This is a genomic window from Microbulbifer agarilyticus S89 (assembly GCF_000220505.1).
In the GTDB taxonomy this organism is placed as follows: Bacteria; Pseudomonadota; Gammaproteobacteria; order Pseudomonadales; family Cellvibrionaceae; genus Microbulbifer; species Microbulbifer agarilyticus_B.
The window spans coordinates 48,908-70,587 of the sequence record NZ_AFPJ01000028.1; the positions used below are offsets into that span (position 1 = coordinate 48,908).

Genomic DNA, 21,680 nt, shown 5'->3' on the forward strand with positions numbered 1-21,680 from the left:
TAGTGCTCTCGACTCGCGCCCTGTGGCGGTCGCGCACTGGGTGGCGTTTTTCAGGACCACTGTAAACCCATCCCTGGGCGTTGCGGCGCAAACTTCCTGTTTGCGACGCTCCTGAAAAACGCCACCCAGCGCACGACCTTCTCATCTGACCTTTTTACTTCGTAGATTCTTTTATTTGATTGCTGATGGATAAAGTTCGTATTGATAAGTGGCTATGGGCCGCTCGTTTTTTTAAGACCCGTAGTATCGCCAAGCAGGCTATTGAAGGCGGCAAGGTGCATGCGGGTGGCCAGCGGGTGAAAGCCAGTAAAGAAATCACCTCCGGCACGCTGCTCACTATTCGTCAGGGCTGGGATGAACGCGTGGTGGAAGTTATTGCGCTATCTGACCAGCGTCGCGGCGCAGACATCGCGCAAACGCTGTATCGCGAGACGGAAGAAAGTATTGCCAAGCGCGAACAATTTGCCGCCGACCGCAAGGCCAATAACGCAACGATTTCGCATGAACGACCAAACAAAAAACAGCGTCGGCAGATCCATAGGTTCCTGCAAGAATCACAGGACTGAGTACAGGTGTGAAATGCGAAGGCCAAGTTGCGGGTGGAGCTTTTCAGGAGCGTCGCAAACAGGATGTTTGCGCCGCAGCGCCCAGGGATGGGTTCACAGCGGTCCTGAAAAGCTCCACCCGCGACTTGGCGGCCACACAGGTCCAGTGTGCCCATCAGAGCGTACCGAACTCAGCCAGAGCACAAAACCGCCAAAGTGCTAAACTGCCCCAAACTAACGAATAATCAAGACGCGACGCCGCAATGAAACACCTGCTGACTCTTTGCCTGCTGATTCTCTGCTTCTCCCAGATCGCCCACGCGGACAATCGCGAACGCGAGCAGCTCAAGCGCTCGATTATCAAGATCTACACCACTGCCGCCGCCCCCGACTACTTCAACCCTTGGGCACTGCTCAATGCCCAGCAACTGTCGGGCTCCGGCGCTGTGATCGACGGTGAGCAAATCCTTACCAACGCCCACGTCATTGCTAACGGCAGCTTCATCCAGGTGCAGCGTCATGGCGATGCGCAGAAATTCCGTGCGCGGGTCAAATTCGTCTCCCACGACGCCGACCTGGCGCTACTCACCGTCGACGATGAAAGCTTCTTTGACGACACCCGCCCGCTGGCACTCGGCAACCTGCCAGACTTACAGGAAGAAGTGACCGTCTACGGTTACCCCATTGGCGGCAAATCCCTGTCCATCACCCGCGGCGTACTGTCGCGGGTCGAGCACCAGTATTATGCCCACGCAGAAAGCTACCTGATGGCCGGGCAGATCGATGCCGCCATCAACCCCGGCAACAGCGGCGGCCCGGTAATTTCCGGCGGTCGTATTGTCGGTGTGGCGATGCAGACCAACCACAGTGCCGGTGCCGAGAACCTGGGCTACTTTGTGCCGCCCAGCGTGATCAGTCATGTGCTGGAGGACGCCGAGGACGGTGTGCACCAGGGCTTCCCGGAGCTGGGTGCAGTGACCCAGAGCCTCGAGAGCCCGTCGATGAAAGCTGCGGCCGGGCTGGCCCCGGACCAGGAAGGGGCGCTGGTGGTGCGCGTATTTGAGGATGCACCCGCCGCGCAGGTACTCCAGCCCGGAGATGTACTGTTGCAGGTGGATGGCTTTGATATCGCCGCCGACCGTACCATTGAGTGGCGTGAGCACCAGCGCACCAATTACCACTACGCGGTGGACCAGTATCATGTGGGCGATGAGCTGCCGGTGCGCTTTGCCCGCGACGGCGAGATTCTCAATGAGACCATCACCCTCGCCGCCACCCCGCCATCGCGCTCGCTGGTGCAGGGTGAGAAGTTTGACCAGCGCCCGCGCTACTACATCTACGGTGGCGTGGTGTTTGTGCCGCTGAATATGAACCTGATCAAGCGCTGGGGTAACAACTGGCACTCCAAGGCGCCCATCGAATACCTGCACGCGCGCAATCAGTGGTCCAGCCCGGAGCAGCAGGAACTGGTGGTGGCGCTCAAGGTGCTGCCGGCACCGGTGAACCTGGGCTACCACGACTGGAAAAACTGGATTATCGGCTCGGTGAACGGGGAGAAGATTCATGACTTCCAACAGTTCGCGCAGCTCATGGAAAGCAGTGAAACCGGCTTTGTCGAGCTGAAAGACAGTGCCGGCTACCGCATGGTGCTGGACTCTGCCGCTGCCCGCGAACAACAGCCACTGATTCTGCAGACCTACCAGATTCCCGAGCGCCACTCACTCGGCCTGTTCGGCACGCTCGCAGAAGGCGCGGATGAGCCGACTCCTGACGCGGCAGAACTGGGGCAGGTAGAATAAGCGGCTGTCGCCCGCACCCTGCGTAAAGGGTCGGCTGGGACTTTGAGCGGGAATTGGAAGTGCAGGTCACCTCAGGGGGGAGCCGTGATTAGCTTTTGCAAACTTCGCGCACACTGGTTTATTCCGTGTGTGCTCGCGCTTGGCGTATTTGCTACCAGCCCCGCAATGGCGGGCGAACTTTACCGCTGGGTGGACGAGGACGGTAAGGTGCACTTTGGCGACCGCCCGCCGGTGGAGGCTAAAGCGGAGTCGCTGGAGGGCCAGCTCAAACCGGTGAACAGTGCCGAGCCCACACAGCGACAGGGCCTCCCCAACAACACGCGCAAAAACCAGATCGACCAGGAATATGCCGCGCGCAAGCAGGCGGAGAAAGCCAAACAACAACGCGCGCAGCAGAAAGCCTGCAACTATGCCCGCAAGCAACTGAAGATCCTGCAAGGCCCGGTGTACTTCGTGGATGCGGAGGGCAACGAGTCGACCATCAGTGAGCGCCAGCGTGTCGACGAGGCGCGCAAGCTCGAGGCGCAGATTCGCAGGAACTGTGGATAAAATAGGGTGCAGCCAGGTCACGCATAATGCACCCGTCCTGCTGCTCCATTCCCCGGCTTTCAGCAGCCGCTTTTCGCATCTGCGTGCATCAGCCTGCGCACGTAAAAACCGCAAACCCTCCCGAAGTACAGCACTCTTCGCCACCACTGCAGCGGCTATAGTGACATTAAGGTGGCATTTATCGCATTTCGCGCGCACAGCGCCTAAAATCGCCTCCCCCAAAACCTAGCGAGGCAAACATCATGTCGGATCAGTTGGAACGCTTTATCTTCTCCAAGCACGATATCCGGGGCCAGGTGGTCACGCTTACCGATGCTTACCGGGAGGTACTGGAGCACAACCAACTACCGCTGCCGGTACAGAAACTGCTGGGCGAATTCCTGGCGGCCTCCTGCCTGCTCGCCACCACCCTGAAGTTTGAAGGCATGCTGATGCTGCAGGCCCGCGGTGAGGGCGATGTGCCGCTGCTGGTGGCGGAATGCAGCCACCAGAGTGACGTGCGCGGCCTGGCGCGCGTGGCCGAAGGTGCGGAAATCGCTGAAGACGCCAACCTGCGCGACCTGGTGGGCAACCGCGGCACTCTGGTCATCACCGTCGACCCGCAGCAGGGCGAGCGCTACCAGGGCATTGTGCCGCTGGAGCGGGAAACCCTGGCGGAGTGCCTGCAGGATTACTTTACCCAGTCCGAACAGTTGCAAACCCGCTTCTGGATCGAAACCAGCGCCGACACGGTGGGCGGCATCATGCTGCAGGTGTTGCCGGGCAATAACGCCGCCAGTGCCACGGAAAATGAAGACGCTTGGGAGACCGGGGTGCAGCTGGCCTCCACCGTCACCGCCGAGGAGCTGCACGGCGTGCCTCACGACGAGCTGCTATTCCGCCTGTTCCACCAGATGGAGCCGGCCACCCTGGGCACCACCAATATCCGCTTCAAGTGCAGCTGCTCCGCCGAGCGCAGCGCGCGCGCCCTGATCGCCATGGGGCCGGAAGATGTGTACCGCCTGCTGGAGGAGCAGGGTGGTGAAATCACCGCCGACTGCCAGTTCTGCAACCGCACTTACAAGTTCGATCGCGACAAGGTCGAAGAGCTGTTCAATGCGCCGCCACACACCCTGCATTGATCGGATGGATACCGGCACCTGTGCCGGCGCAGATAATTTCGCAAACGCGCCCCCAAGGCGCGTTTTTTGTACCCGGTGCTCGACCAGCCAACTCCGCACGCGCGTTACCACCGTTTGTAGTGAAAACTACATAACACCCAATATTCTCCAAAACTATGAAGTAAAAAAACTACATCACTGTGTTGAATAAATTTTTGCGAAAAATTCCCCAAATAAACCGATTTTCGCTCAAAATTTATACGGGCATTCCTGTGAAGAGATTTTGAATTTTGCAATAATGCGCGCGCCAGCCGGCCGGTCGCGCAACATAACCACGACAGTTGGTCGCGAACTCAGGTGGCACCCCCTACTATTTATTTCAGTGATACAACTTCAATGGGTAATAAGCGAATGGCACAGCAAAACGAGACGGTGCAGGCGTTCTCCAACCTCTCCGCAGCGCAATTAGTCGAACAGGCACTGCAGCGTGGTGAGGGTCACCTTACGCACACCGGCGCACTGCTCGCAGTGACCGGCGCCCGCACCGGCCGTTCTCCCGCAGACCGCTTCGTGGTGGAAGAAGCCTCTACCGCTGACAGCATCGAATGGGGCAACGTGAACCGCCCCTTCCCCGCCGACAAGTTCGATGCTCTGTGGAGCCGCGTCGAAGACTTCGTCTCTAGCCACGACAGCTTTGTACAGCAGCTGCACGTCGGCCAGGACGAGAATCACTATATCCCGGTGAAGGTCACTACCCAGACCGCCTGGCACAACCTGTTCGGCCGCAACATGTTTATCCGCGCCGAAAAGTACAACCCCAAGGGCAAGGAAGAGTGGCGCATCCTGCACGCAGCCAACTTCGAGTGCGACCCGAGCCGCGACGGCACCAATTCCGAAGGCTGTGTAATCATCAACTTCGCCCAGCGCAAAGTACTGCTGGCGGGCATGCGCTATGCCGGTGAAATGAAGAAGGCGATGTTCTCCGTGCAGAACTTCCTGCTGCCGGAAAAAGACGTAATGCCGATGCACTGCGCCGCCAACGTGGGCGAAGACGGCGACGTATGCCTGTTCTTCGGCCTGTCTGGCACCGGTAAAACCACCCTGTCCGCTGACCCGGCGCGCTACCTGATCGGTGATGACGAGCACGGCTGGGCCAAGGGTGGCGTATTCAATATGGAAGGCGGCTGCTACGCCAAGACCATCAACCTGAGCCAGAAGAACGAGCCGGTCATCTGGGATGCTATCCGCTTTGGCGCCATCGTTGAGAATGTGGTAACCGACGACGCGGGGGTACCGGACTACGACGATACCAGCCTGACCGAGAACGGCCGCTGCTCCTACCCGCTGGAACACGTGGAAATGCGTCAGCTGAAAAACCGCGCCGGCGAGCCGAAGAACGTGATCTTCCTGACCTGTGACGTCACCGGCGTACTGCCTCCGGTCTCCGTACTGTCCAAGGAAGCGGCCGCCTACCACTTCCTGTCCGGCTACACCGCGCGTGTGGGCTCCACCGAGCTGGGTGCAGAAGCGGGTATCCACCCCACCTTCTCCACCTGTTTCGGCGCACCGTTTATGCCGCGCGCCCCGCGTGAATACGCCGACCTGCTGATGAAGCGTATCGAAGACTTCGACTCCAAGGTGTACCTGGTCAACACCGGCTGGACCGGTGGCTCCGGCGACAATGGCAAGCGTTTCCCGATCCCGGTGACCCGCGCCGTGGTTGCCGCAATCCAGAGCGGCGCGCTTGAAAATGCGCAAACCGAGCACCTGGATACCATGAACCTGGATATCCCCACCGAAGTGCCGGGTGTGGACAAGTCCTACCTGAACCCGCGCAACGCCTGGGCGGATCAGGCCGCGTACGACGACGCCGCCAGCAAGCTGGCCGGCCTGTTTGCCGAGAACATCGAGAAGTTCTCGGTAAGCGATGACATCAAGGCGGCCGGCCCGCAAGCGTAAGCAACCCGGCACTCCCCCTTGATGAAAAAGGCGACCATTTAGGTCGCCTTTTTTGTGGGCAACATTTGCGCCACGGCAGCTATAGTGAGTAGAGGGACTGTTTTTGCGCCGCTGTGCGCAACAACGGTTATTGGTTTCTCATCACGGTTAGCACAGATGCCATTGAGCAACCCATTTTCCAAAGCAAAACGTCGCTACGAACACCTGCCACCCAACCAGCAAACCAACTGGTGGGTGATTGTGGGCATTGTCGGGCTGCTGCTCTCCCTGCTGCTAATGCTGTGGCTCTATCTGCAGTACAAGGCTATGGAGAAGCCCTATTACGAGCTCAAGGGCTACCGCGTCGCCAACGACGACAGCCTCAAGGCCTTCCTGCGCGAGGGCAACAACCGCCGGACCCTGAGCCAGCTCTCCGATTTCCTCAACCAGTCCGGCGTGGGGGATGCCACCAAGGTACCCAACCTGCTGCGCCAGGGCTCCGACTGGCTGGATGTCAAAGAACCGCCCTTCGCAATCCCCCCGCAAGAATACTGGCCAAATATGGTGGCCACCCTGAAGCTGATTCGCGATGAGGTAGTACCCGCGATCGGCCCTGTGGATATTGTGTCGGCATTTCGCACCGACGATTACAACCACAAGGCGGGCGGCTCCAGGAAAAGCAAACACAAGAGTTTTTGTGGCGTGGACCTGGTGCCGCGCTCCAATATCGGCCGCAAGGAATTGGTTGAGGAATTAACCAGTTTGCACACGCGGCTCGGTCCCGACAGCAAGATGGGGCTCGGCCTGTATAGCGGCGTGCGTTTTCATGTGGATACCTGCGGGTTTCGCCGCTGGTAATTGTTCTCCTGGTTCAGAGGTTGAGTAGTAGCGCCTATGGATATCAAAGAAAGCGCCGATCATGAATTTATTGATATTCATATCGAGCGCCGGCGGGTGATCTGGATTGTCGCGGGAGTACTGATTGCATCACTGATTCTGGTGGTGCTCACCGTAGAAAAAGCCCGTGAATTAGCCGAGCGCATTGTGAGCCCGGTTGCGCATATCGAACCAGAACCGCAAATAGTCGACCCGGATGTGCCGATGATCTTCCGCATCAAGGGCTACACCGCGGCATCCGGGGCGGCATTTGAACGCTTCCTTGAAGAGGGCGACAATCGCGCGCGCTTCGAAAAACTCGAGCGCTTCTTGACACTCAACGACGTGAACGAAGTGGTGCCGCCCTACGAACTTATGCGGCAAGGCACCGACTGGCAAAAAATTGGCGAACCGCCTTTTGCCATACCGCCAGAAGATGCCTGGGAAACCATGGTGGACACATTGCGAGTAATGAAGGATTACATTATCCCGAGCATTGGTCCGGTGGTTGTACTGTCCGGCTGGCGTACGCCGAGTTATAACGCCAAGGCCGGCGGCGCCCGCACCAGTAAACACCTGCATTTTTGCGGGCTGGATATGATCCCCGAGGATGACTACACCCGCCGACAGCTGGTGCCCAAGTTGCGCCGCATCCATAAAAAAGTCGGGCGCAAGTGGAATATGGGCCTGGGGATTTACAGCGGCATTCGCTTTCACGTGGACACCTGCGGTTACCGACGCTGGTAATGCACATGACGATCTGGTTTCATAAGCTGTTACGGCTTCATGATTGTCCATGCTCGATAACACTTAATAACGCTTAATAACAATAGGGAAATACCAGTGCAGGAAATACTGGAAAGACGTTCATTTATTATCGCTCTGATTCTGGTCACCATCGCGTTCCTGCTTATGGTGCAACCATTTTTTATTGCGATTTTCTGGGCGTGTGCGATCGCACTGATTTTTTACCCCTTTTACAAATACCTGTGTAAACGCTTTCCCAACTGGCGCAACATGAGCGCGCTGCTAACGCTGATCTTCTGCTTTGTAGTGGTGGTCATTCCTGTGTTGCTGGTTGCCAGCTCCTTTATCAGCGAAGTAGCGAACCTGTACCACAAGGTGCAATCCGGTGAAATAAACCTCGGCGCAAGGGTGGAAGAGGTGCGCAGCGCCTTCCCGGGTATCAACGCCGCAATGGAGCGGATCGGGCTGGATTTTCAGCAGCTCAAGGAGCGTTTGCTGGAAGGGCTGATGACCCTGGGCAGCCTGATTGCAAAGAATGCCCTGGCACTGGGCCAGAATACGCTGAACTTCTTCGTGAGCCTGGGCTTGATGCTCTACCTCACCTTTTTCCTTATCCGTGATGGCGACGCCCTGGTGGACCTGCTGATCCGCGCACTGCCATTGGGAGACGAGCGCGAGAAACTGCTGCTGGATAAATTCGCCGAAGTCACGCGCGCCACCATCAAGGGCAACCTGGTTGTGGCGGTCACCCAGGGCACCCTGGGCGGCATTATCTTCTGGGCGCTGGGGCTGCCCGCGCCACTGCTGTGGGGCGTGGTAATGACCGTTCTGTCGCTGCTGCCTGCGGTGGGTGCGGCAATCATCTGGTTCCCCGCCGCGCTCTACCTGTATGCAACCGGCGATATGATCAAAGCGACTGTGCTGATGCTGTATGGGGCACTGGTAATTAGTCTGGTGGACAACATTCTGCGCCCCATCCTGGTGGGCCGCGACACCAAGCTGCCGGACTATATGGTGCTGTTCTCCACCATCGGCGGCCTGATGATGTTCGGCATCAGCGGATTCGCCATCGGCCCGCTGCTGGCGGCACTGTTTATGGCGTTCTGGCAGATTTTTATGCGGGAATTTCTCAGTGAGAATGATCCGACTCCAGCCCCACAAGTGGCGCGCCTCACCGAGAGCGACAGTGGCCCCAAAATGCCGAAGCAGGACGACTAGTCCTGTGCGGGGCAGGGAAATCCGAACCACGGCCTAAAGCGTATGCTTTAGTTAAGATTCTTGTATTTTTGACTGCGGAGAAACGTCATGATTAGGGCCCTCGCACTGGTGGCAACCATGGGACTGGCAATTGCTGGTTGCAGTGCGCCTGGCATCGAAACCTATGCGGATAAAACACCGCGCTTTGTTGCAGAGGACTTTTTCTCCGGGCCGATGAAGGCGTACGGTGTGGTGAAAAACCGCAGCGGTGGAGTCACCCGAAAATTCGTCGCCGATCTCGAGGGTAGCTGGGAAGGCGGCAGGGGTGTACTGCGCGAGAAGTTCGAATTTGATGACGGCGAAATCCAACACCGCAACTGGGTCATGGTACCCAATGCGGCAGCCGCCAACGCGCCGGTACGCAGCTACACCGCAACGGCCGAAGACGTGGTAGGACCGTCCACCATGCGCGTCGCCGGCAATGCGGTATTTATGCGTTACGTCTTGCAGGTCCCCTACAAGGGGCGCACCCTTGAGGTGAACGTGGATGACCGCATGTACCTTGTGGCACCGAACGTACTGATCGCTGAATCAAAACTCAGCAAATGGGGATTCAATGTCGGCGAAATTCAGCTGACAATTGTTAAGTAATTCCACCCATTCATCCCTCCACGCGAGTCCGGCCTGAACGCTACAGGCCGAGCCGCCTGCGTCGCTCCGACTCCTCCAGAATGAGCCCCATTTCTGCCATCGGTGTCTGGTCCACAATGATGGCCCCTTCCGTGGCGCGATCCAGGTCGGCAATCAATACGATAACCGTGGCAAAGGTTAGGCCCAGGGTGACCGCCAGCTGCAGCGAGCCGCAACGACTGACACCAAACTGAAATCCCATGGCGAGCATGGCGAGGCCGGTCAGCAAATACAGCGCCAGCCAGATCGGGCCAGGGATACGATATTCCAGGCCAATCACGATACGGGAATTATGCGAGTTAATCAGGTCCGTCACCGGGTCGACGAAGTGTCGCAGGTAGGCCCCCTGGTAGCTCTGACGTACATGCGCATCGACCAGTGCCCATAGCTGGTCCTGGATCACGACACTCTCGGCCAGCCCCTCCGGGGTAATTTCATCTTGGCGCGGATTGAAGAAGCGCAGATCGGTGTATTCCAGCAGCAGCTTTTTTGCCTTGCGCGCCGCTTCCGGCGCAAGGAAGTCTGCGTGCAGGTAGGCCGTATGAATCGCATTCACCTCATCCAACAGCAGATTTTTGCGTGTGTCGTAGCGCGTGGCCGACATATTAAAGGTAAACGCGAGGAGAAAGGCGAGCAGCCCGAGTGTTGCGGTCACCGCACTACCAATAGACGGTTCCTTTTCCGTGCCCAGGCGGCGTATGTAGCGGCGCCCCAGCAGCAACCCAAAGCCCATAGATCCCACCACGAGGACCACGGTAAAGGTGTACACCGCCGTCAATGGTACCGTATGGAAAAACTCGTCTGCGACCATGTGCCACTCAGCTTCCTGTGCCCGTTTGTGTCGCGATCTGACGGCGCAACTTTTCCGCCAGTGTGTGCATGGGTGCCTGGTACACCATCGCCAACTAACTATTGCTGCGGGTTGGTCATGCGCTCTGCCAGAGCCCGCATCGGCTCCTGATTAACCACTAGCAGACCTTCACCCGCCCGATCGAGGTCGGCGATCAGCAAAATCACCAGCGCAAACGCAAGCGCCAGGGAGATCGCGACTGGCGCGGAACCTCGTGCATTGATCCCCAGCTGCACCCCCAACCCAAATACCGCCAGTGCACTGATGGCATAAAGCGCTGCCCAGATGGCCCCAGGGATCTGGTAAATCAATCCGACCTGTACCCGTTTTGCATGCAGGTCAATCACCTCATTCAACGACTCATAAAACGCCCTTACATGTATTGCGTTCACTGCGTCGTTGTCCTGGCTGCTACCCAGCAATTGCCAGAGTGCGCCGTGGATTTTTTCGCTGCGCTCCATCGCTGCATACGTCTCCACCATGCTGCGGCGCGTTGGGTCGGTGCTGCGCACCTCGGCATATTCGGTCAGCAGCTGCCGCACCCGTGCACGCTCAGCGTCAGGCAAGAAGTCTGAGCGCAGGAACGTCGTTTCAATGGCGTTGACCTCGTCCAGCAACAACGCCTTGCGGTCACTGAAACGCTCGGAGGTCATATTGAAGGTAAGTGCCAGCATAAACGCAAGCAGGCCAAGCATGGCCGCGACGGCGCTGCCTATGGAGCTGTCCTCGTGAGCGGTGCGCTGCCGCGCTAACCGATGGCCCACCAGATAGCCGAGGGATAGCGCCACCAGAATCAGTAGCACGGAGACAAGGTAAATAATCGAGAGCGGTAGTGTGGTAAGAAAATTGAACATTTACGCTTGAATCAGGCAGTAATCGTTAAGCCATTCTCAAGTCTGGTTCAATCCGATGCGCTCTGCACACAATGCGAGCGAGTTTCAGGCCTTTTTTACGAACTCAGACTTGAGTTTCATGGCGCCAATTCCATCAATCTTGCAGTCGATATCATGGTCACCTTCGACCAGGCGAATATTCTTTGCCTTGGTACCCACTTTGACCACCAGCGACGAGCCTTTTACTTTCAGGTCCTTGATCACCGTAACCGTGTCGCCATCCTGCAGCGGGTTGCCGTTGGCATCGCGAATATTCAGGGCGTCGTCATCCGCCGCATCGGCAGCACTCCATTCATGTCCGCACTCCGGGCACACAAACAGGCCCCGGTCTTCATAGGTGTATGTGGAGTTGCACTGCACGCAATTGGGTAATTCGCTCATAGCTTTGGTTACATCATGTGGGAAGAACATGAGGATAGTGGATTTGCTGGGGCGCTAGCATAGCGACCAGTGGCCCCGCTGGGAATACGGGGCGCGTCCTGGCTCTATTTAGGCTGCGAGAGAGGGAGCGGCGTTAGTCTTCACCGCCGTTCATCCCCAGCTCTTTCAGCTTGCGCGTCAGCGTGTTGCGCCCCCAACCCAGCAGTTCCGCGGCATCGCGCTTGCGGCCAGCGGTGTGCTTGAGGGCAATCTCAATCAGTGCGCGCTCGAACGCGGGCACCGCCTCGCTGAGGATCTCGCGCTGGCCAGTGGCCAGGGCCTGGTCGGCCCACAGGCGCAGCGCTTTTTGCCAGTCCTGTGGTGCCTCGCTGGTGGCACCCTGCTGGTGCAGTTCCGGCGGCAGGTCGTCGATATGGACTTCGCGGCCCGACGCCATGACGGTGATCCAGCGGCAGGTATTTTCCAGCTGGCGCACGTTGCCCGGCCAGTCGAGCCCGGACAAGTACTCCTCGGTTTCCGCGGTGAGGATTTTCGGCTCGACACCCAGGTCCTTGGCGGCACTGTTGAAGAAGTGGCGCACCAGGCGAGGGATGTCTTCACGACGGTCGGAAAGTCGCGGGATATGAATGCGGATAACGTTGAGGCGGTGGAACAAATCCTCACGGAACTTGTGCTCCTCTACGAGGCGCTCCAGGTCCTGGTGCGTCGCGGCAATAATGCGCACATCCACTTTTACCGGCGTGTGCCCGCCGACGCGATAAAACTCGCCATCGGCCAAAACCCGCAACAGGCGGGTCTGGGTCTCGGCAGGCATATCACCGATTTCATCCAGGAACAGGGTGCCGCCATTGGCCTGTTCGAAGCGCCCGGCGCGCTGTGCACTGGCGCCGGTGAACGCACCCTTTTCATGGCCGAACAATTCGGATTCCATCAGGTCCTTGGGAATCGCCGCCATATTCAAGGCAATAAACGGCTGGTTCTTGCGCGGACTGTGGTTATGCAGTGCCGCCGCCACCAGTTCTTTACCGGTACCGGATTCACCATTGATCAATACCGTAATGTTCGAGTGTGACAGGCGGCCGATCGCGCGGAACACCTCCTGCATCGCCGGCGCTTCACCAATGATTTCTTTATTGCCGGTGCCATTTTCGATCACCACCGGCTCTTCCGGCTGCTGCTCGTTGGCCAGCGCCAGCGCGCGGCGGGTCACCGCCACCGCCTCGTCCACATCAAACGGCTTGGGCAGGTATTCGAACGCACCGCCCTGGTAGGCGGCGACCGCGCTGTCGAGATCCGAGTGCGCGGTCATAATGATGATGGGCAGGTTGGGGCGTTCCGCCTGGAAGCGCTGCAACAGTTTGAAGCCGTCGGAACCCGGCATGCGGATATCGCTGATCACCACATCGGGCGACTCACTGTAAAAGTCATCCAGCGCCCGGTCGCCGTTCTCATAACAGGTCGTGTCAATGCCGGCGCGGGATAGTGCGCGCTCGAGCACCCAGCGGATGGAACGGTCGTCATCAATGATCCAAACACGGTTGTTCATAATAATTTTCCGGCCTGCGTTCTCAGTCAAAAATCTGTGCGTATTCGATGCTGTCGCGGCTACTCAGAAGCCAGCGGCAGATAAATCTGGAATTCCGTTTGCCCGGGCTCGCTCTCGCATTTAATCAGCCCGCGGTGCTGGTTAATAATGTGCTGCGAAAGGGACAACCCCAGCCCGGTCCCCTCTGCGCGCCCCGAAATCATCGGGTAAAAAATGCGTTCGCGGATGTCCTCCGGGATACCCGGACCGTTATCCACAACGTCAATGCGGCACACCAGTGAGCAGTGGCGGCGACCGATGGTGAACTGACGCTGAACCCGGGTGCGGATCACCAGGCTGCCTTTTTTCAGGCCAATGCTCTCGGCGATGGCCTGCATGGCATTGCGCGCAATATTCAAAATCGCCTGGATCAGTTGCTCACTGTCCGCCGGAATATCCGGAATCGATGGGTCGTAGTCCCGCTCGATAATCAGCGCGCCATTGCATTCGGCTTCGATCAGCTGTGCGACCCGCTCGGTGATGGTGTGGACATTGACCGGTTGCAGCTGCACCGGCTTGCGCGGCCCCAGCATGCGGTCCACCAGGTTGCGCAGGCGGTCGGCCTCTTCGATGATGATCTGGGTGTATTCACCCAGGCCGTCGTCGTCCAGCTCCTTCAATTCTGTTTGCAGTAACTGTGCCGCCCCGCGAATACCACCCAGTGGGTTCTTCACCTCATGCGCCATGCCGCGCACCAGATTGCGCGTGGTCTCCTGCGCGGAGAGCAGCGCGTCTTCACGCGCGATGCGCAACAGACGATCCATCGACTGCACCTCCAGCAACAACAGCCCAAGGTCGGGCAGCGGTGTCACCGAGTAGTCCACGGTGCATTCTTCGAGGTTGTGCAGCAGCCACAGGGCACGGCGCACCGTGTACTTCTCGCCACTGGCCAGGGACGCGCGTAACGCCTCCAGCGCCGCGGGGTTTTCCCGCACCACCTCTTCCAGCGGCTGGCCACCGGCCCGCGCATTGGATACCGCGATCAGGTTCTCGGCGGCGGAATTCAAATAGCAAAGTGCCAGCTTGTCATCGAGCACCAATACGGCCGAAGTGAGGTTGTCCAGCAGCAGGCGTAATTGACGATCGTTGAGCATTCCAGCTTCCGCAGTTGGGTGTTTGGCGTTGCGCGGTTGTGCACTTTTCCGGTTCGCCTAATGGCAGTGCAAGAAGCAAACCAAAATGGCGCAAAAAACCGATCAAAGAGAATGAATTAGAGGGCGCTGGCGGCCTCCGCCACCAATGAGCGCACCATTATTGTGCATTGAGTGAAAAATAGCCAGATCTGGTGTTCATTGCGGGGCAGCGCGTGCCGGCAGAGAGGGCACGGGGTAGAGAGGCTGAGGAGGATGGCGAAAGCGGCGCGAGGCAGAGGGACGCGAGGCAAAGGGACGCGAGCCAGACCGTAGCGGCTCATCAGGCGAGTACGCCCAGTCGCAGCGCGCACTCGGTATGAGTTACTCACTCGACTGGAGTGAGTGCTCGCCGCTATTAACGGGGCTGGGGACTGGGCGGTTTCGCGACACCGGGTACCTGCTGGGCCTTGGGCATCTGCGGCGCTTGCTGCGCCGGGAATTCCGGTATCTGCCCGCCCGGTCGCTTCACGTGGACCTGGATAGTTTGCGACTGTGCCAGTGGCTCGCCAGTGGCGCTGTACAGCACCGCCTGAATGGTGTGAGTACCGCGCTCCAGCGCAGAGATATCCAGGCTCGTACTGGAGGAGCCACCACTCCAGCGTTGGCCGTCGACCACCGCAAAGAAGCGGTAACCATCCCGCGGCACCGGATTCACCGCCACTTGCAAGACGATAAACCGCTGGCCGGGGGGAATGGTTGCATCATCCGCCGGGCTGACAATGGCAAAGCTGATTGGCCCCAGGTCTTCGCGCTGGCGCGCTTCGCCAGACCGCGGGGACAGCTTGCGTGTGGGCAGCGCGCTTTTGGGGGCGATTGGCTGGACATTGATCGGCCCAATCTCGACCTTTTCCACCTTTTCGCCCGCCGGCGCGGTATCACTGAAGGTTATCCGGCCATCGGGCCCGACAATCTTGTACACGGAGCCCGTAGACGAGCCAGAGCCACCCTTGGTGTTGTCGGACTGGTCCTGGGCGCTCGCGGTGGCCGTCAGCAGAACGGCGAATGGCACTGCAAGCAACGCGGTCAGTTTGATCATGGTCGCTCCCGCAATCGTGTTTTCAACCTACCTGTTTATTAAGGCTAGTGTACTCGTGAAACCGGGCACGGCGTACAGCACTTGCACGCATAACTGCACAAAATCCCCCCTGTAGGCGCATAAAAAAAGCCCACACCGTCAGGTGTGGGCTTTCTCGTCATCTTTGCGCCGTTCTCACCAGTCCCGTTGCGGGGACCCGGCGGCGGCGCGCTGATGATACTCCGTTTTACACAGAAGCGCCTGCGGCGTCTTACACGGAGTAGTACAGGTCGAACTCAACCGGGTGAGTGGTCATGTTCAGGCGCTGTACTTCTTCTTTCTTCAGCTCGATGTACGCGTCGATCGCGTCGTCGGTGAATACGCCACCTTCGGTCAGGAACGCACGGTCCTGATCCAGTGCGTCCAGAGCCTGCTCCAGGCTGGAAGCAACGGTCGGGTACTCGGCCAGCTCTTCCGCCGGCAGATCGTACAGATCCTTGTCCGCAGCGTCGCCAGGGTGGATCTTGTTCTTAACACCGTCGAGGCCAGCCATCAGCAGAGCGGAGAAGGCCAGGTACGGGTTAGCAGTCGGATCCGGGAAGCGCGTTTCGATACGCTTGCCTTTCGGGCTCGGTACGAACGGGATACGGATGGACGCAGAGCGGTTACGCGCGGAGTAAGCCAGGATTACCGGGGCTTCGAAGCCCGGAACCAGACGCTTGTAGGAGTTGGTAGACGCGTTACAGATGGCGTTCAGGGCACGCGCGTGCTTAATGATACCGCCAACATAGAACAGCGCAGTTTCAGACAGTCCAGCGTAAGCGTCACCAGCGAACTGGTTTACGCCGTCTTTGCTGAAGGACTGGTGCACGTGCATACCAGAACCGTTGTCGCCTACCAGCGGCTTCGGCATAAAGGTCGCAGTTTTACCGTAAGCGTGCGCTACGTTGTGTACCGCGTACTTCAGGATCTGAACTTCGTCCGCTTTCTTGGTCAGGGTGTTGGCGCCAACGCCGATTTCACACTGGCCAGCAGTACCCACTTCGTGGTGATGTACCTCAATTTCCAGACCCATGGCTTCCATAGCGGAACACATGGCAGCACGCACGTCGTGCAGGGAGTCGACCGGAGGAACCGGGAAGTAACCGCCTTTAACGCCCGGACGGTGGCCCATGTTGCCGTCGGTGAAGTTAGCGCCGGAAGACCAGGCCGCTTCTTCAGAGTTGATTTTGTAGAAGGCGCCACCCATTTCGGCACCCCAGGTGATGTCGTCGAATACGAAGAACTCAGGCTCCGGACCGAACAGTGCGGTGTCGCCGAAACCAGTGGACTTCAGGTATTCCTCAGCGCGCAGTGCGATGGAACGCGGGTCGCGCTCGTAGCCCTGGCCAGTGATCGGATCAACGATGTTACAGCGAATGATGACAGTCGCTTCGTCGGTGAACGGGTCCAGGAAGGCAGTTTCGTCGTCCGGCATCAGGATCATGTCGGATTCGTTGATGCCTTTCCAACCAGCGATGGAGGAGCCATCGAACATCTTGCCTTCTTCGAAGAACTCACCGTCAACTTCCTTAGCGGGAATGGAAACGTGTTGTTCCTTACCTTTGGTATCGGTGAAGCGCAGGTCTACCCATTTAGCTTCGCTCTCTTTGATGAGCCCGAGCGTTTTCGCTGACATTACAGTCCTCCAAGAATGAAAAAGTTATGTTCGCGCCAATTCGCTTTATCTTGTGGCAACAGTAAAAGCAAAGAGTGTGCCAAATTGGGGCAAATTGACGGCAACGGGGTTTGGGGAGTCGGATTTAGTTGCTGCGGCGAACAATCGAATAGAATTCATCCAACCCGAACCAACAATATGACGCCAGCTAGTTCCGGTGGACCTCAGCATTCCCAAAAATGGTGCCCCCAAACCTCCGCCCGCACCATTTTAGGGCGGGAATCATGCATTTGGCACCACTTTGGTGCCACAAGCAAAATCGTGATAGCGAGTTTATAATTCGCCACCTCTTCCGGGAAGCCAGTAAATCCTTTCCGGCCTCAAATTCAACCGCGGTTCCGGCACATCCCTTATGCACTTTGTCGTTAAATTTTTCCCAGAGATCACCATCAAGAGCAATCCCGTGCGCAAGCGCATGTCGCGACAGCTCGCGGACAACCTGCGCAAGCTGATGCGGCAGCTGGATGACCGTATCAAGGTGCGCAAGGACTGGGAAAAAATCGACGTGACCGCACCGGACGCAGTATCCCATCTTTCCGAGCGGATTGAGGGGGTACTGGCGCACACCCCGGGCATCGCCAATTTTGCTCGCGTGCAGCAGTTCCCGCTGGGCGACCTCGACGATATCTACCAGAAGACCCTCGCCATCTGGGGCCCGCAGCTGGCCGGCAAGACATTTTGTGTGCGGGTAAAACGCACCGGCAAGCACGATTTTAAGTCCGGGGACGTGGAGCAGTATGTGGGGGGCGGCCTCAACCAGAACACCGGCGCGGCCGGGGTTAAGCTGAAAAAACCCGACATCACCGTGAAACTGGAAATCCGTCACGACAAGCTGAATGTGATCGAGGAACTGCACCAGGGCCTCGGCGGTTTCCCGCTCGGCACCCAGGACCCGGTCATTTCGCTGGTGTCCGGGGGCTTCGACTCCACCGTATCCAGCTACCTCACCATCAAACGCGGTATCCGCACCCACTATCTGTTCTTTAACCTGGGCGGTCGCCAGCACGAGCTCGGGGTAAAGGAAGTCGCATTCTACCTGTGGGAAAAATATGGCTCCTCCCACCGGGTGCGCTTTGTCACGGTACCGTTTGATGAAGTCGTGGCGGAAATCCTGGAGAAGGTGGATGACTCCTATATGGGCGTGACCCTGAAGCGCATGATGCTGCGCGCAGGCTCGGTCATCGCCAAGGAACTGGAGGTGGACGCGCTGGTAACAGGCGAAGCCATCGCCCAGGTTTCCAGCCAGACATTGAAGAACCTGTCGGTCATCGACAGCGTCACCGATACCCTGGTGCTGCGCCCACTCATTACTTCCGACAAGACCGACATTATTCGCACCGCGCGCGAGATCGGCACCGAGGAATTTGCCGCGAGTATGCCGGAGTACTGCGGGGTCATTTCGGTGAAACCCACCACCCGCGCGAAAATGGAAAAAGTCGAAAGCGAAGAAGCGCGCTTTGACTTTTCCGTGCTCGACCGCGCGGTGGGCAACCGGGTAATGCAGAATATCGATGAGGTAATGGACGACCTGGGTGAAGACGCTCCACCGGTGGATATCTTCAAAGAACCCGGCGATGCCATCATTATCGATATCCGCCACCCCACCGAGGAAGAGGTAAACCCGCTGGAAATCGACGACGCGGAAGTGGAGACCATCCCGTTCTACCGCCTCAGCACCGCCTTCCAGAAGCTGGATAAGGACAAACAGTACCTGCTGTACTGCGCGCGCGGGGTTATGAGCCAGCTGCATGCGTCGCACCTGCTGGATGAGGGCTACCGCAATGTAGGTGTGTTCCGCCCGGAGATTCCGCACCAGGGAAAATAATTCCCGTCGCTACCCGCTGCCCGCAAACGTAAAAAGGCCCGGTATCACTACCGGGCCCACTGGGGGATGCCCGCGGTGATTGTTCGATAAATCGGGCCGCGGGACTTTAGCTACGCCGAATAAAGCTACGGCGCTCGATCAAGAGAAGTGTTACCTAAGACGAGTGAATAAAGAACAGATCGTAAAAGGGACCAGACCATCGCGGCGTGTAAATTTCCGGCGAGCCGCCGGCGCCTTTTGTTACGCCATTACTGATCGCACCTTGGTGTGAGGAATTCTCTTCTTCAGCGCACGCCGCACTATCCTTTACCTCTCCACACGCTTCAGTTTTGAAGATAAAAGGGAACAACCAGGTGCGACCACTGACAGCCTCTTCCATGGGTACAAACTGCCAATTTCTTACCGCATCAAGTACCGGCCCAGCGTAAACCAGCATGTCCTCTGAAGTCTGATCACGCAGCGCCACAGCGGAAACACTGCCGTCCTTTTCAATATCAAAAGACACTAGTAAGGCGCCTTCCAGCTTGTCGGCAAGCGCTTTTTCGACTTTTGCATTTTCAGAAAAATCCGGACGTTCGTAGTACCAGAACTGGACACCAGCTGCGCGAAATTCCTGTTGGCGATCGCGGCGAACCTGATTTTTGTAGTCGTTAATGCACGCAGACTCTTGTGCAAAGCTGGCGCAATCAGGACGCTGCCAATCCAGGGCGAGCGCCTGGCTGGCGGCCAACAGCGCCGCGCTGGCCAGCAGTGACTTAACCACGCTTCACCCCCTCGTAGTATTTGTACTCGAGACCCAGAGCGCCTTCAGGCACACAGTCACTGGCCGGCGGGTCGGTGGCCTCGCGATCACCAATATGCCGATCGAAGAAGTCGATCATGCGGCAGTAAATTTCCAGCTGACTGTCTTCCTCACGGGCGCCATGGCCCGCACGCGGTGCCACGAGCGTCTCCAGCGCGTGCTCCTGCTGTTCCAAAGCATCGCGCATAGCCTCGTAGTGCGCCCAGTGCACGCGCACATCGCGCTGTCCCTGAATCAGGAATACTGGTGCCTTGATACGATCCACATTGGCCGCCGGGGAACGTCGCGCGCGTTCTTCTGCATCAGTACCGACGGCGGCTTTCAGGTATGTGCGGCCCGCTTTACGCAGGGGAATATCCCCCTCGGTCATAAAGATATTCAGGTCGTACACCCCCACATAACCGATACCGCACTTGTACAGGTCCGGCTCTTTGGTGATGCCCATCATTGCCGCGTAGCCACCGTAGGAGGCACCGTAGATACACACGCGCTCCGGATCGGCGATACCAGCCTGAATCGCCCAGTAAGTCGCATCGGTCAGATCATCCTGCATCTCACGCCCCCACTTACCGTACCCTCCAAACAGGAACTCACGGCCATAACCGCCGGAACCGCGATAGTTCACATGCATCACCGCATAACCGGCATTGGCGAACACGATGCGCTCCTTGTTGTAACCCCAATAATCACGAGGACCGTGCGGGCCACCGTGGGGGAGGATGATCAACGGTAGGTTTTTCGCTTCCTTGCCGACCGGCAAGGTGATGTAGCCATTGATTTCGAGACCATCTCGCGCATTGAAACGCACCGGGTGGGTGGCTGGAATCGTGGCAGGGTCGATCCATTCCGCCTGGTTGGCGAGGAACTTGAGTGCACCATCAAACTGGTTATATACGTAGTAACTGCCGGGATGGCGGTCGTCACCAATGTGCACCACCCACTCGTTGCCATCGCTGGTGCGGTTCAAAATCTTGATGACTTTGTTTGGGAAAGTCCCCTGCAGGCGTTGGTGGGTTTTAGCGTAGTGGTTCTCTTTATCGATATAAACCACCTGGGGATAATCGTAATTGATCATCGCTCCCCACGGGTTGCCATCGTCATCATTGTAGGTCTCGTCGTAGTCGACTTTCGGATGACGATACACCAACTCTTTCTCGCCGGTCTTTACGTTGACCTTGTACAACCCTTTGGTCGGTGCTTCGATGGTATCTGTGTACCACATAAAGCCGTCTTCGCGGGTCCAGGAAACCGGCGCAAACATACCTTTGGCATTGTGGTAAACGCTTTCTTCCCAATCACCGTTGTCTTGCTTGGTCGCAACCACGGTGTGATCAAAGCTGTCCGGCAGCCGGCCTACCCAGTGAGTAATGTCACCACCTTTGTTGAAGATCGGTTCTGCCAGACGGATCGGCGAACGTGCGATACGCGTGTTTTTACCGGTGTAGATATTCAGTTTGTAAATATATTGCAGCGGAAAGTCGAGTCCGGTACCGGAGGGATAAACCACTACACGGTAGTGCTTATCGTCAATTTTCCCAGCAAGGCTGGCGCTTTCATTACCGCCGTAATCATTGGTGCCAGTCCAGATCAGTTCCTTGCGCGAGCCATCCACATTCATTGCGGCGATGGAGCCGGAGCCGGAACCGGCACCCTCAGAGGTAGCGGACTTCATGCTGAAACTGAACAGCACGCGCTCTTTGTTCGCCCACTGGATATCGCTGACGCCGACCGAGCCGTCCATCTCGAGAGTGGATTTGATCTCCATGGTGCGACGATCAATGATCACGCCATCGGTCAACCCGTCCTCACGCACCTTGCCCGCAGCAAAGTGCCGGCCATCGGGAGAGATGCGAATATTTGTGTAGGCCACTGGACGGAACAGGTCCTCCATCGGCACTGGCAAGTTTCCCAGACTGTCTGCGTAGTTGCCGACATCCTGATTATTTTTATTTTCCGTTGCCTGCACTCCCTGGAGGCAGGACAAGGCAACCGCACTGATCACCAGAGCAGCTGCAGATATTTTTAGTATTTTCATCAC

The 21,680-nt window shown here is 57.9% G+C and carries 19 protein-coding genes; 10 read left to right on the top strand and 9 right to left on the bottom strand.

The genetic code is table 11. From position 1 onward, the window contains the following. Positions 1-185: 185 nt before the first annotated feature. The 9 genes from AS89_RS0107895 to AS89_RS0107935 all read left to right on the top strand — a co-directional run bounded on the left by AS89_RS0107895 (position 186) and on the right by AS89_RS0107935 (position 9,402). The gene (locus tag AS89_RS0107895) at positions 186-566 is read left to right on the top strand and encodes an RNA-binding S4 domain-containing protein (RefSeq protein WP_010131966.1); all 381 of its coding nucleotides are present in this window, start codon (positions 186-188) and stop codon (positions 564-566) included. A 242-nt stretch (positions 567-808) separates the two neighbouring features. Continuing rightward, on the top strand, positions 809-2,344 hold the full coding sequence (locus AS89_RS0107900; RefSeq protein WP_010131967.1) for a S1C family serine protease: 1,536 nt from the start codon (positions 809-811) through the stop codon (positions 2,342-2,344). Between the two features lie 84 nt (positions 2,345-2,428). Next, on the top strand, positions 2,429-2,893 hold the full coding sequence (locus AS89_RS17175; protein WP_010131968.1) for a DUF4124 domain-containing protein: 465 nt from the start codon (positions 2,429-2,431) through the stop codon (positions 2,891-2,893). Between the two features lie 242 nt (positions 2,894-3,135). Continuing rightward, positions 3,136-4,014 carry an Hsp33 family molecular chaperone HslO gene (gene hslO, locus AS89_RS0107910; protein WP_010131969.1) on the top strand — a complete coding sequence of 293 codons (879 nt, stop codon included), beginning with the start codon at positions 3,136-3,138 and terminating at the stop codon, positions 4,012-4,014. 390 nt (positions 4,015-4,404) lie between these two features. After that, positions 4,405-5,952 (top strand): phosphoenolpyruvate carboxykinase, encoded by a 1,548-nt coding sequence (locus tag AS89_RS0107915; RefSeq protein ID WP_010131970.1) that lies wholly within the window; start codon positions 4,405-4,407, stop codon positions 5,950-5,952. 156 nt (positions 5,953-6,108) lie between these two features. Continuing rightward, on the top strand, positions 6,109-6,789 hold the full coding sequence (locus AS89_RS0107920; RefSeq protein ID WP_010131971.1) for a D-Ala-D-Ala carboxypeptidase family metallohydrolase: 681 nt from the start codon (positions 6,109-6,111) through the stop codon (positions 6,787-6,789). Between the two features lie 36 nt (positions 6,790-6,825). After that, a complete protein-coding gene (locus AS89_RS0107925) occupies positions 6,826-7,554 on the top strand; it encodes a D-Ala-D-Ala carboxypeptidase family metallohydrolase (RefSeq protein ID WP_010131972.1) in 729 nt (242 codons plus the stop codon). A 96-nt stretch (positions 7,555-7,650) separates the two neighbouring features. Continuing rightward, positions 7,651-8,772: an AI-2E family transporter gene (locus AS89_RS0107930; RefSeq protein ID WP_010131974.1), complete on the top strand. Its 1,122-nt coding sequence runs from the start codon at positions 7,651-7,653 to the stop codon at positions 8,770-8,772. Between the two features lie 87 nt (positions 8,773-8,859). Further along, complete coding sequence (locus AS89_RS0107935) at positions 8,860-9,402, top strand: DUF3833 domain-containing protein (protein WP_010131975.1); 543 nt, start codon at positions 8,860-8,862, stop codon at positions 9,400-9,402. A gap of 40 nt (positions 9,403-9,442) precedes the next feature. On the opposite strand, the gene AS89_RS0107940 is transcribed toward AS89_RS0107935, so the two are convergent. From AS89_RS0107940 to glnA, 7 genes are all read right to left on the bottom strand, one after another. Beyond that, a complete protein-coding gene (locus tag AS89_RS0107940) occupies positions 9,443-10,252 on the bottom strand; it encodes a bestrophin-like domain (RefSeq protein ID WP_010131976.1) in 810 nt (269 codons plus the stop codon). 98 nt (positions 10,253-10,350) lie between these two features. Further along, entirely contained in the window at positions 10,351-11,145 is a 795-nt protein-coding gene (locus tag AS89_RS0107945) for a bestrophin-like domain (protein WP_010131977.1), read from the bottom strand. 84 nt (positions 11,146-11,229) lie between these two features. After that, positions 11,230-11,565 carry a zinc ribbon domain-containing protein YjdM gene (locus AS89_RS0107950; RefSeq protein ID WP_010131978.1) on the bottom strand — a complete coding sequence of 112 codons (336 nt, stop codon included), beginning with the start codon at positions 11,563-11,565 and terminating at the stop codon, positions 11,230-11,232. Positions 11,566-11,698: 133 nt separating this feature from the next. Further along, positions 11,699-13,111 (bottom strand): nitrogen regulation protein NR(I), encoded by a 1,413-nt coding sequence (gene glnG / locus AS89_RS0107955; protein WP_010131979.1) that lies wholly within the window; start codon positions 13,109-13,111, stop codon positions 11,699-11,701. 59 nt (positions 13,112-13,170) lie between these two features. Beyond that, on the bottom strand, positions 13,171-14,244 hold the full coding sequence (gene glnL / locus AS89_RS0107960) for a nitrogen regulation protein NR(II) (protein WP_010131980.1): 1,074 nt from the start codon (positions 14,242-14,244) through the stop codon (positions 13,171-13,173). A gap of 394 nt (positions 14,245-14,638) precedes the next feature. After that, complete coding sequence (locus AS89_RS0107970; protein ID WP_010131981.1) at positions 14,639-15,319, bottom strand: DUF4124 domain-containing protein; 681 nt, start codon at positions 15,317-15,319, stop codon at positions 14,639-14,641. A gap of 250 nt (positions 15,320-15,569) precedes the next feature. Further along, positions 15,570-16,976: a glutamate--ammonia ligase gene (gene glnA / locus AS89_RS0107975; RefSeq protein ID WP_010131982.1), complete on the bottom strand. Its 1,407-nt coding sequence runs from the start codon at positions 16,974-16,976 to the stop codon at positions 15,570-15,572. Between the two features lie 391 nt (positions 16,977-17,367). On the opposite strand from glnA, the gene thiI reads away from it, so the two are divergent. After that, positions 17,368-18,840: a tRNA uracil 4-sulfurtransferase ThiI gene (gene thiI, locus AS89_RS0107980; RefSeq protein WP_010131983.1), complete on the top strand. Its 1,473-nt coding sequence runs from the start codon at positions 17,368-17,370 to the stop codon at positions 18,838-18,840. 154 nt (positions 18,841-18,994) lie between these two features. Here the strand turns inward: thiI and AS89_RS0107985 are convergent, their stop codons facing one another. Then, positions 18,995-19,570: an energy transducer TonB gene (locus AS89_RS0107985; protein ID WP_158217350.1), complete on the bottom strand. Its 576-nt coding sequence runs from the start codon at positions 19,568-19,570 to the stop codon at positions 18,995-18,997. Between the two features lie 25 nt (positions 19,571-19,595). Beyond that, on the bottom strand, positions 19,596-21,677 hold the full coding sequence (locus tag AS89_RS0107990) for an alpha/beta hydrolase family protein (protein WP_010131986.1): 2,082 nt from the start codon (positions 21,675-21,677) through the stop codon (positions 19,596-19,598). Positions 21,678-21,680: the final 3 nt, after the last annotated feature.

Excerpts from the sequence above, each read along its gene's own strand:
- thiI (WP_010131983.1), top strand. The coding sequence starts at position 17,368 with ATGCACTTTGTCGTTAAATTTTTCCCAGAGATCACCATCAAGAGCAAT.
- AS89_RS0107915 (WP_010131970.1), top strand. The coding sequence starts at position 4,405 with ATGGCACAGCAAAACGAGACGGTGCAGGCGTTCTCCAACCTCTCCGCA.
- AS89_RS0107900 (WP_010131967.1), top strand. The coding sequence starts at position 809 with ATGAAACACCTGCTGACTCTTTGCCTGCTGATTCTCTGCTTCTCCCAG.
- AS89_RS0107895 (WP_010131966.1), top strand. The coding sequence starts at position 186 with ATGGATAAAGTTCGTATTGATAAGTGGCTATGGGCCGCTCGTTTTTTT.
- AS89_RS0107940 (WP_010131976.1), bottom strand. The coding sequence starts at position 10,252 with ATGGTCGCAGACGAGTTTTTCCATACGGTACCATTGACGGCGGTGTAC.
- glnA (WP_010131982.1), bottom strand. The coding sequence starts at position 16,976 with ATGTCAGCGAAAACGCTCGGGCTCATCAAAGAGAGCGAAGCTAAATGG.
- glnG (WP_010131979.1), bottom strand. The coding sequence starts at position 13,111 with ATGAACAACCGTGTTTGGATCATTGATGACGACCGTTCCATCCGCTGG.
- glnL (WP_010131980.1), bottom strand. The coding sequence starts at position 14,244 with ATGCTCAACGATCGTCAATTACGCCTGCTGCTGGACAACCTCACTTCG.
- AS89_RS0107990 (WP_010131986.1), bottom strand. The coding sequence starts at position 21,677 with ATGAAAATACTAAAAATATCTGCAGCTGCTCTGGTGATCAGTGCGGTT.
- AS89_RS0107970 (WP_010131981.1), bottom strand. The coding sequence starts at position 15,319 with ATGATCAAACTGACCGCGTTGCTTGCAGTGCCATTCGCCGTTCTGCTG.
- AS89_RS0107950 (WP_010131978.1), bottom strand. The coding sequence starts at position 11,565 with ATGAGCGAATTACCCAATTGCGTGCAGTGCAACTCCACATACACCTAT.
- AS89_RS0107925 (WP_010131972.1), top strand. The coding sequence starts at position 6,826 with ATGGATATCAAAGAAAGCGCCGATCATGAATTTATTGATATTCATATC.
- AS89_RS0107935 (WP_010131975.1), top strand. The coding sequence starts at position 8,860 with ATGATTAGGGCCCTCGCACTGGTGGCAACCATGGGACTGGCAATTGCT.
- AS89_RS0107945 (WP_010131977.1), bottom strand. The coding sequence starts at position 11,145 with ATGTTCAATTTTCTTACCACACTACCGCTCTCGATTATTTACCTTGTC.
- hslO (WP_010131969.1), top strand. The coding sequence starts at position 3,136 with ATGTCGGATCAGTTGGAACGCTTTATCTTCTCCAAGCACGATATCCGG.
- AS89_RS0107920 (WP_010131971.1), top strand. The coding sequence starts at position 6,109 with ATGCCATTGAGCAACCCATTTTCCAAAGCAAAACGTCGCTACGAACAC.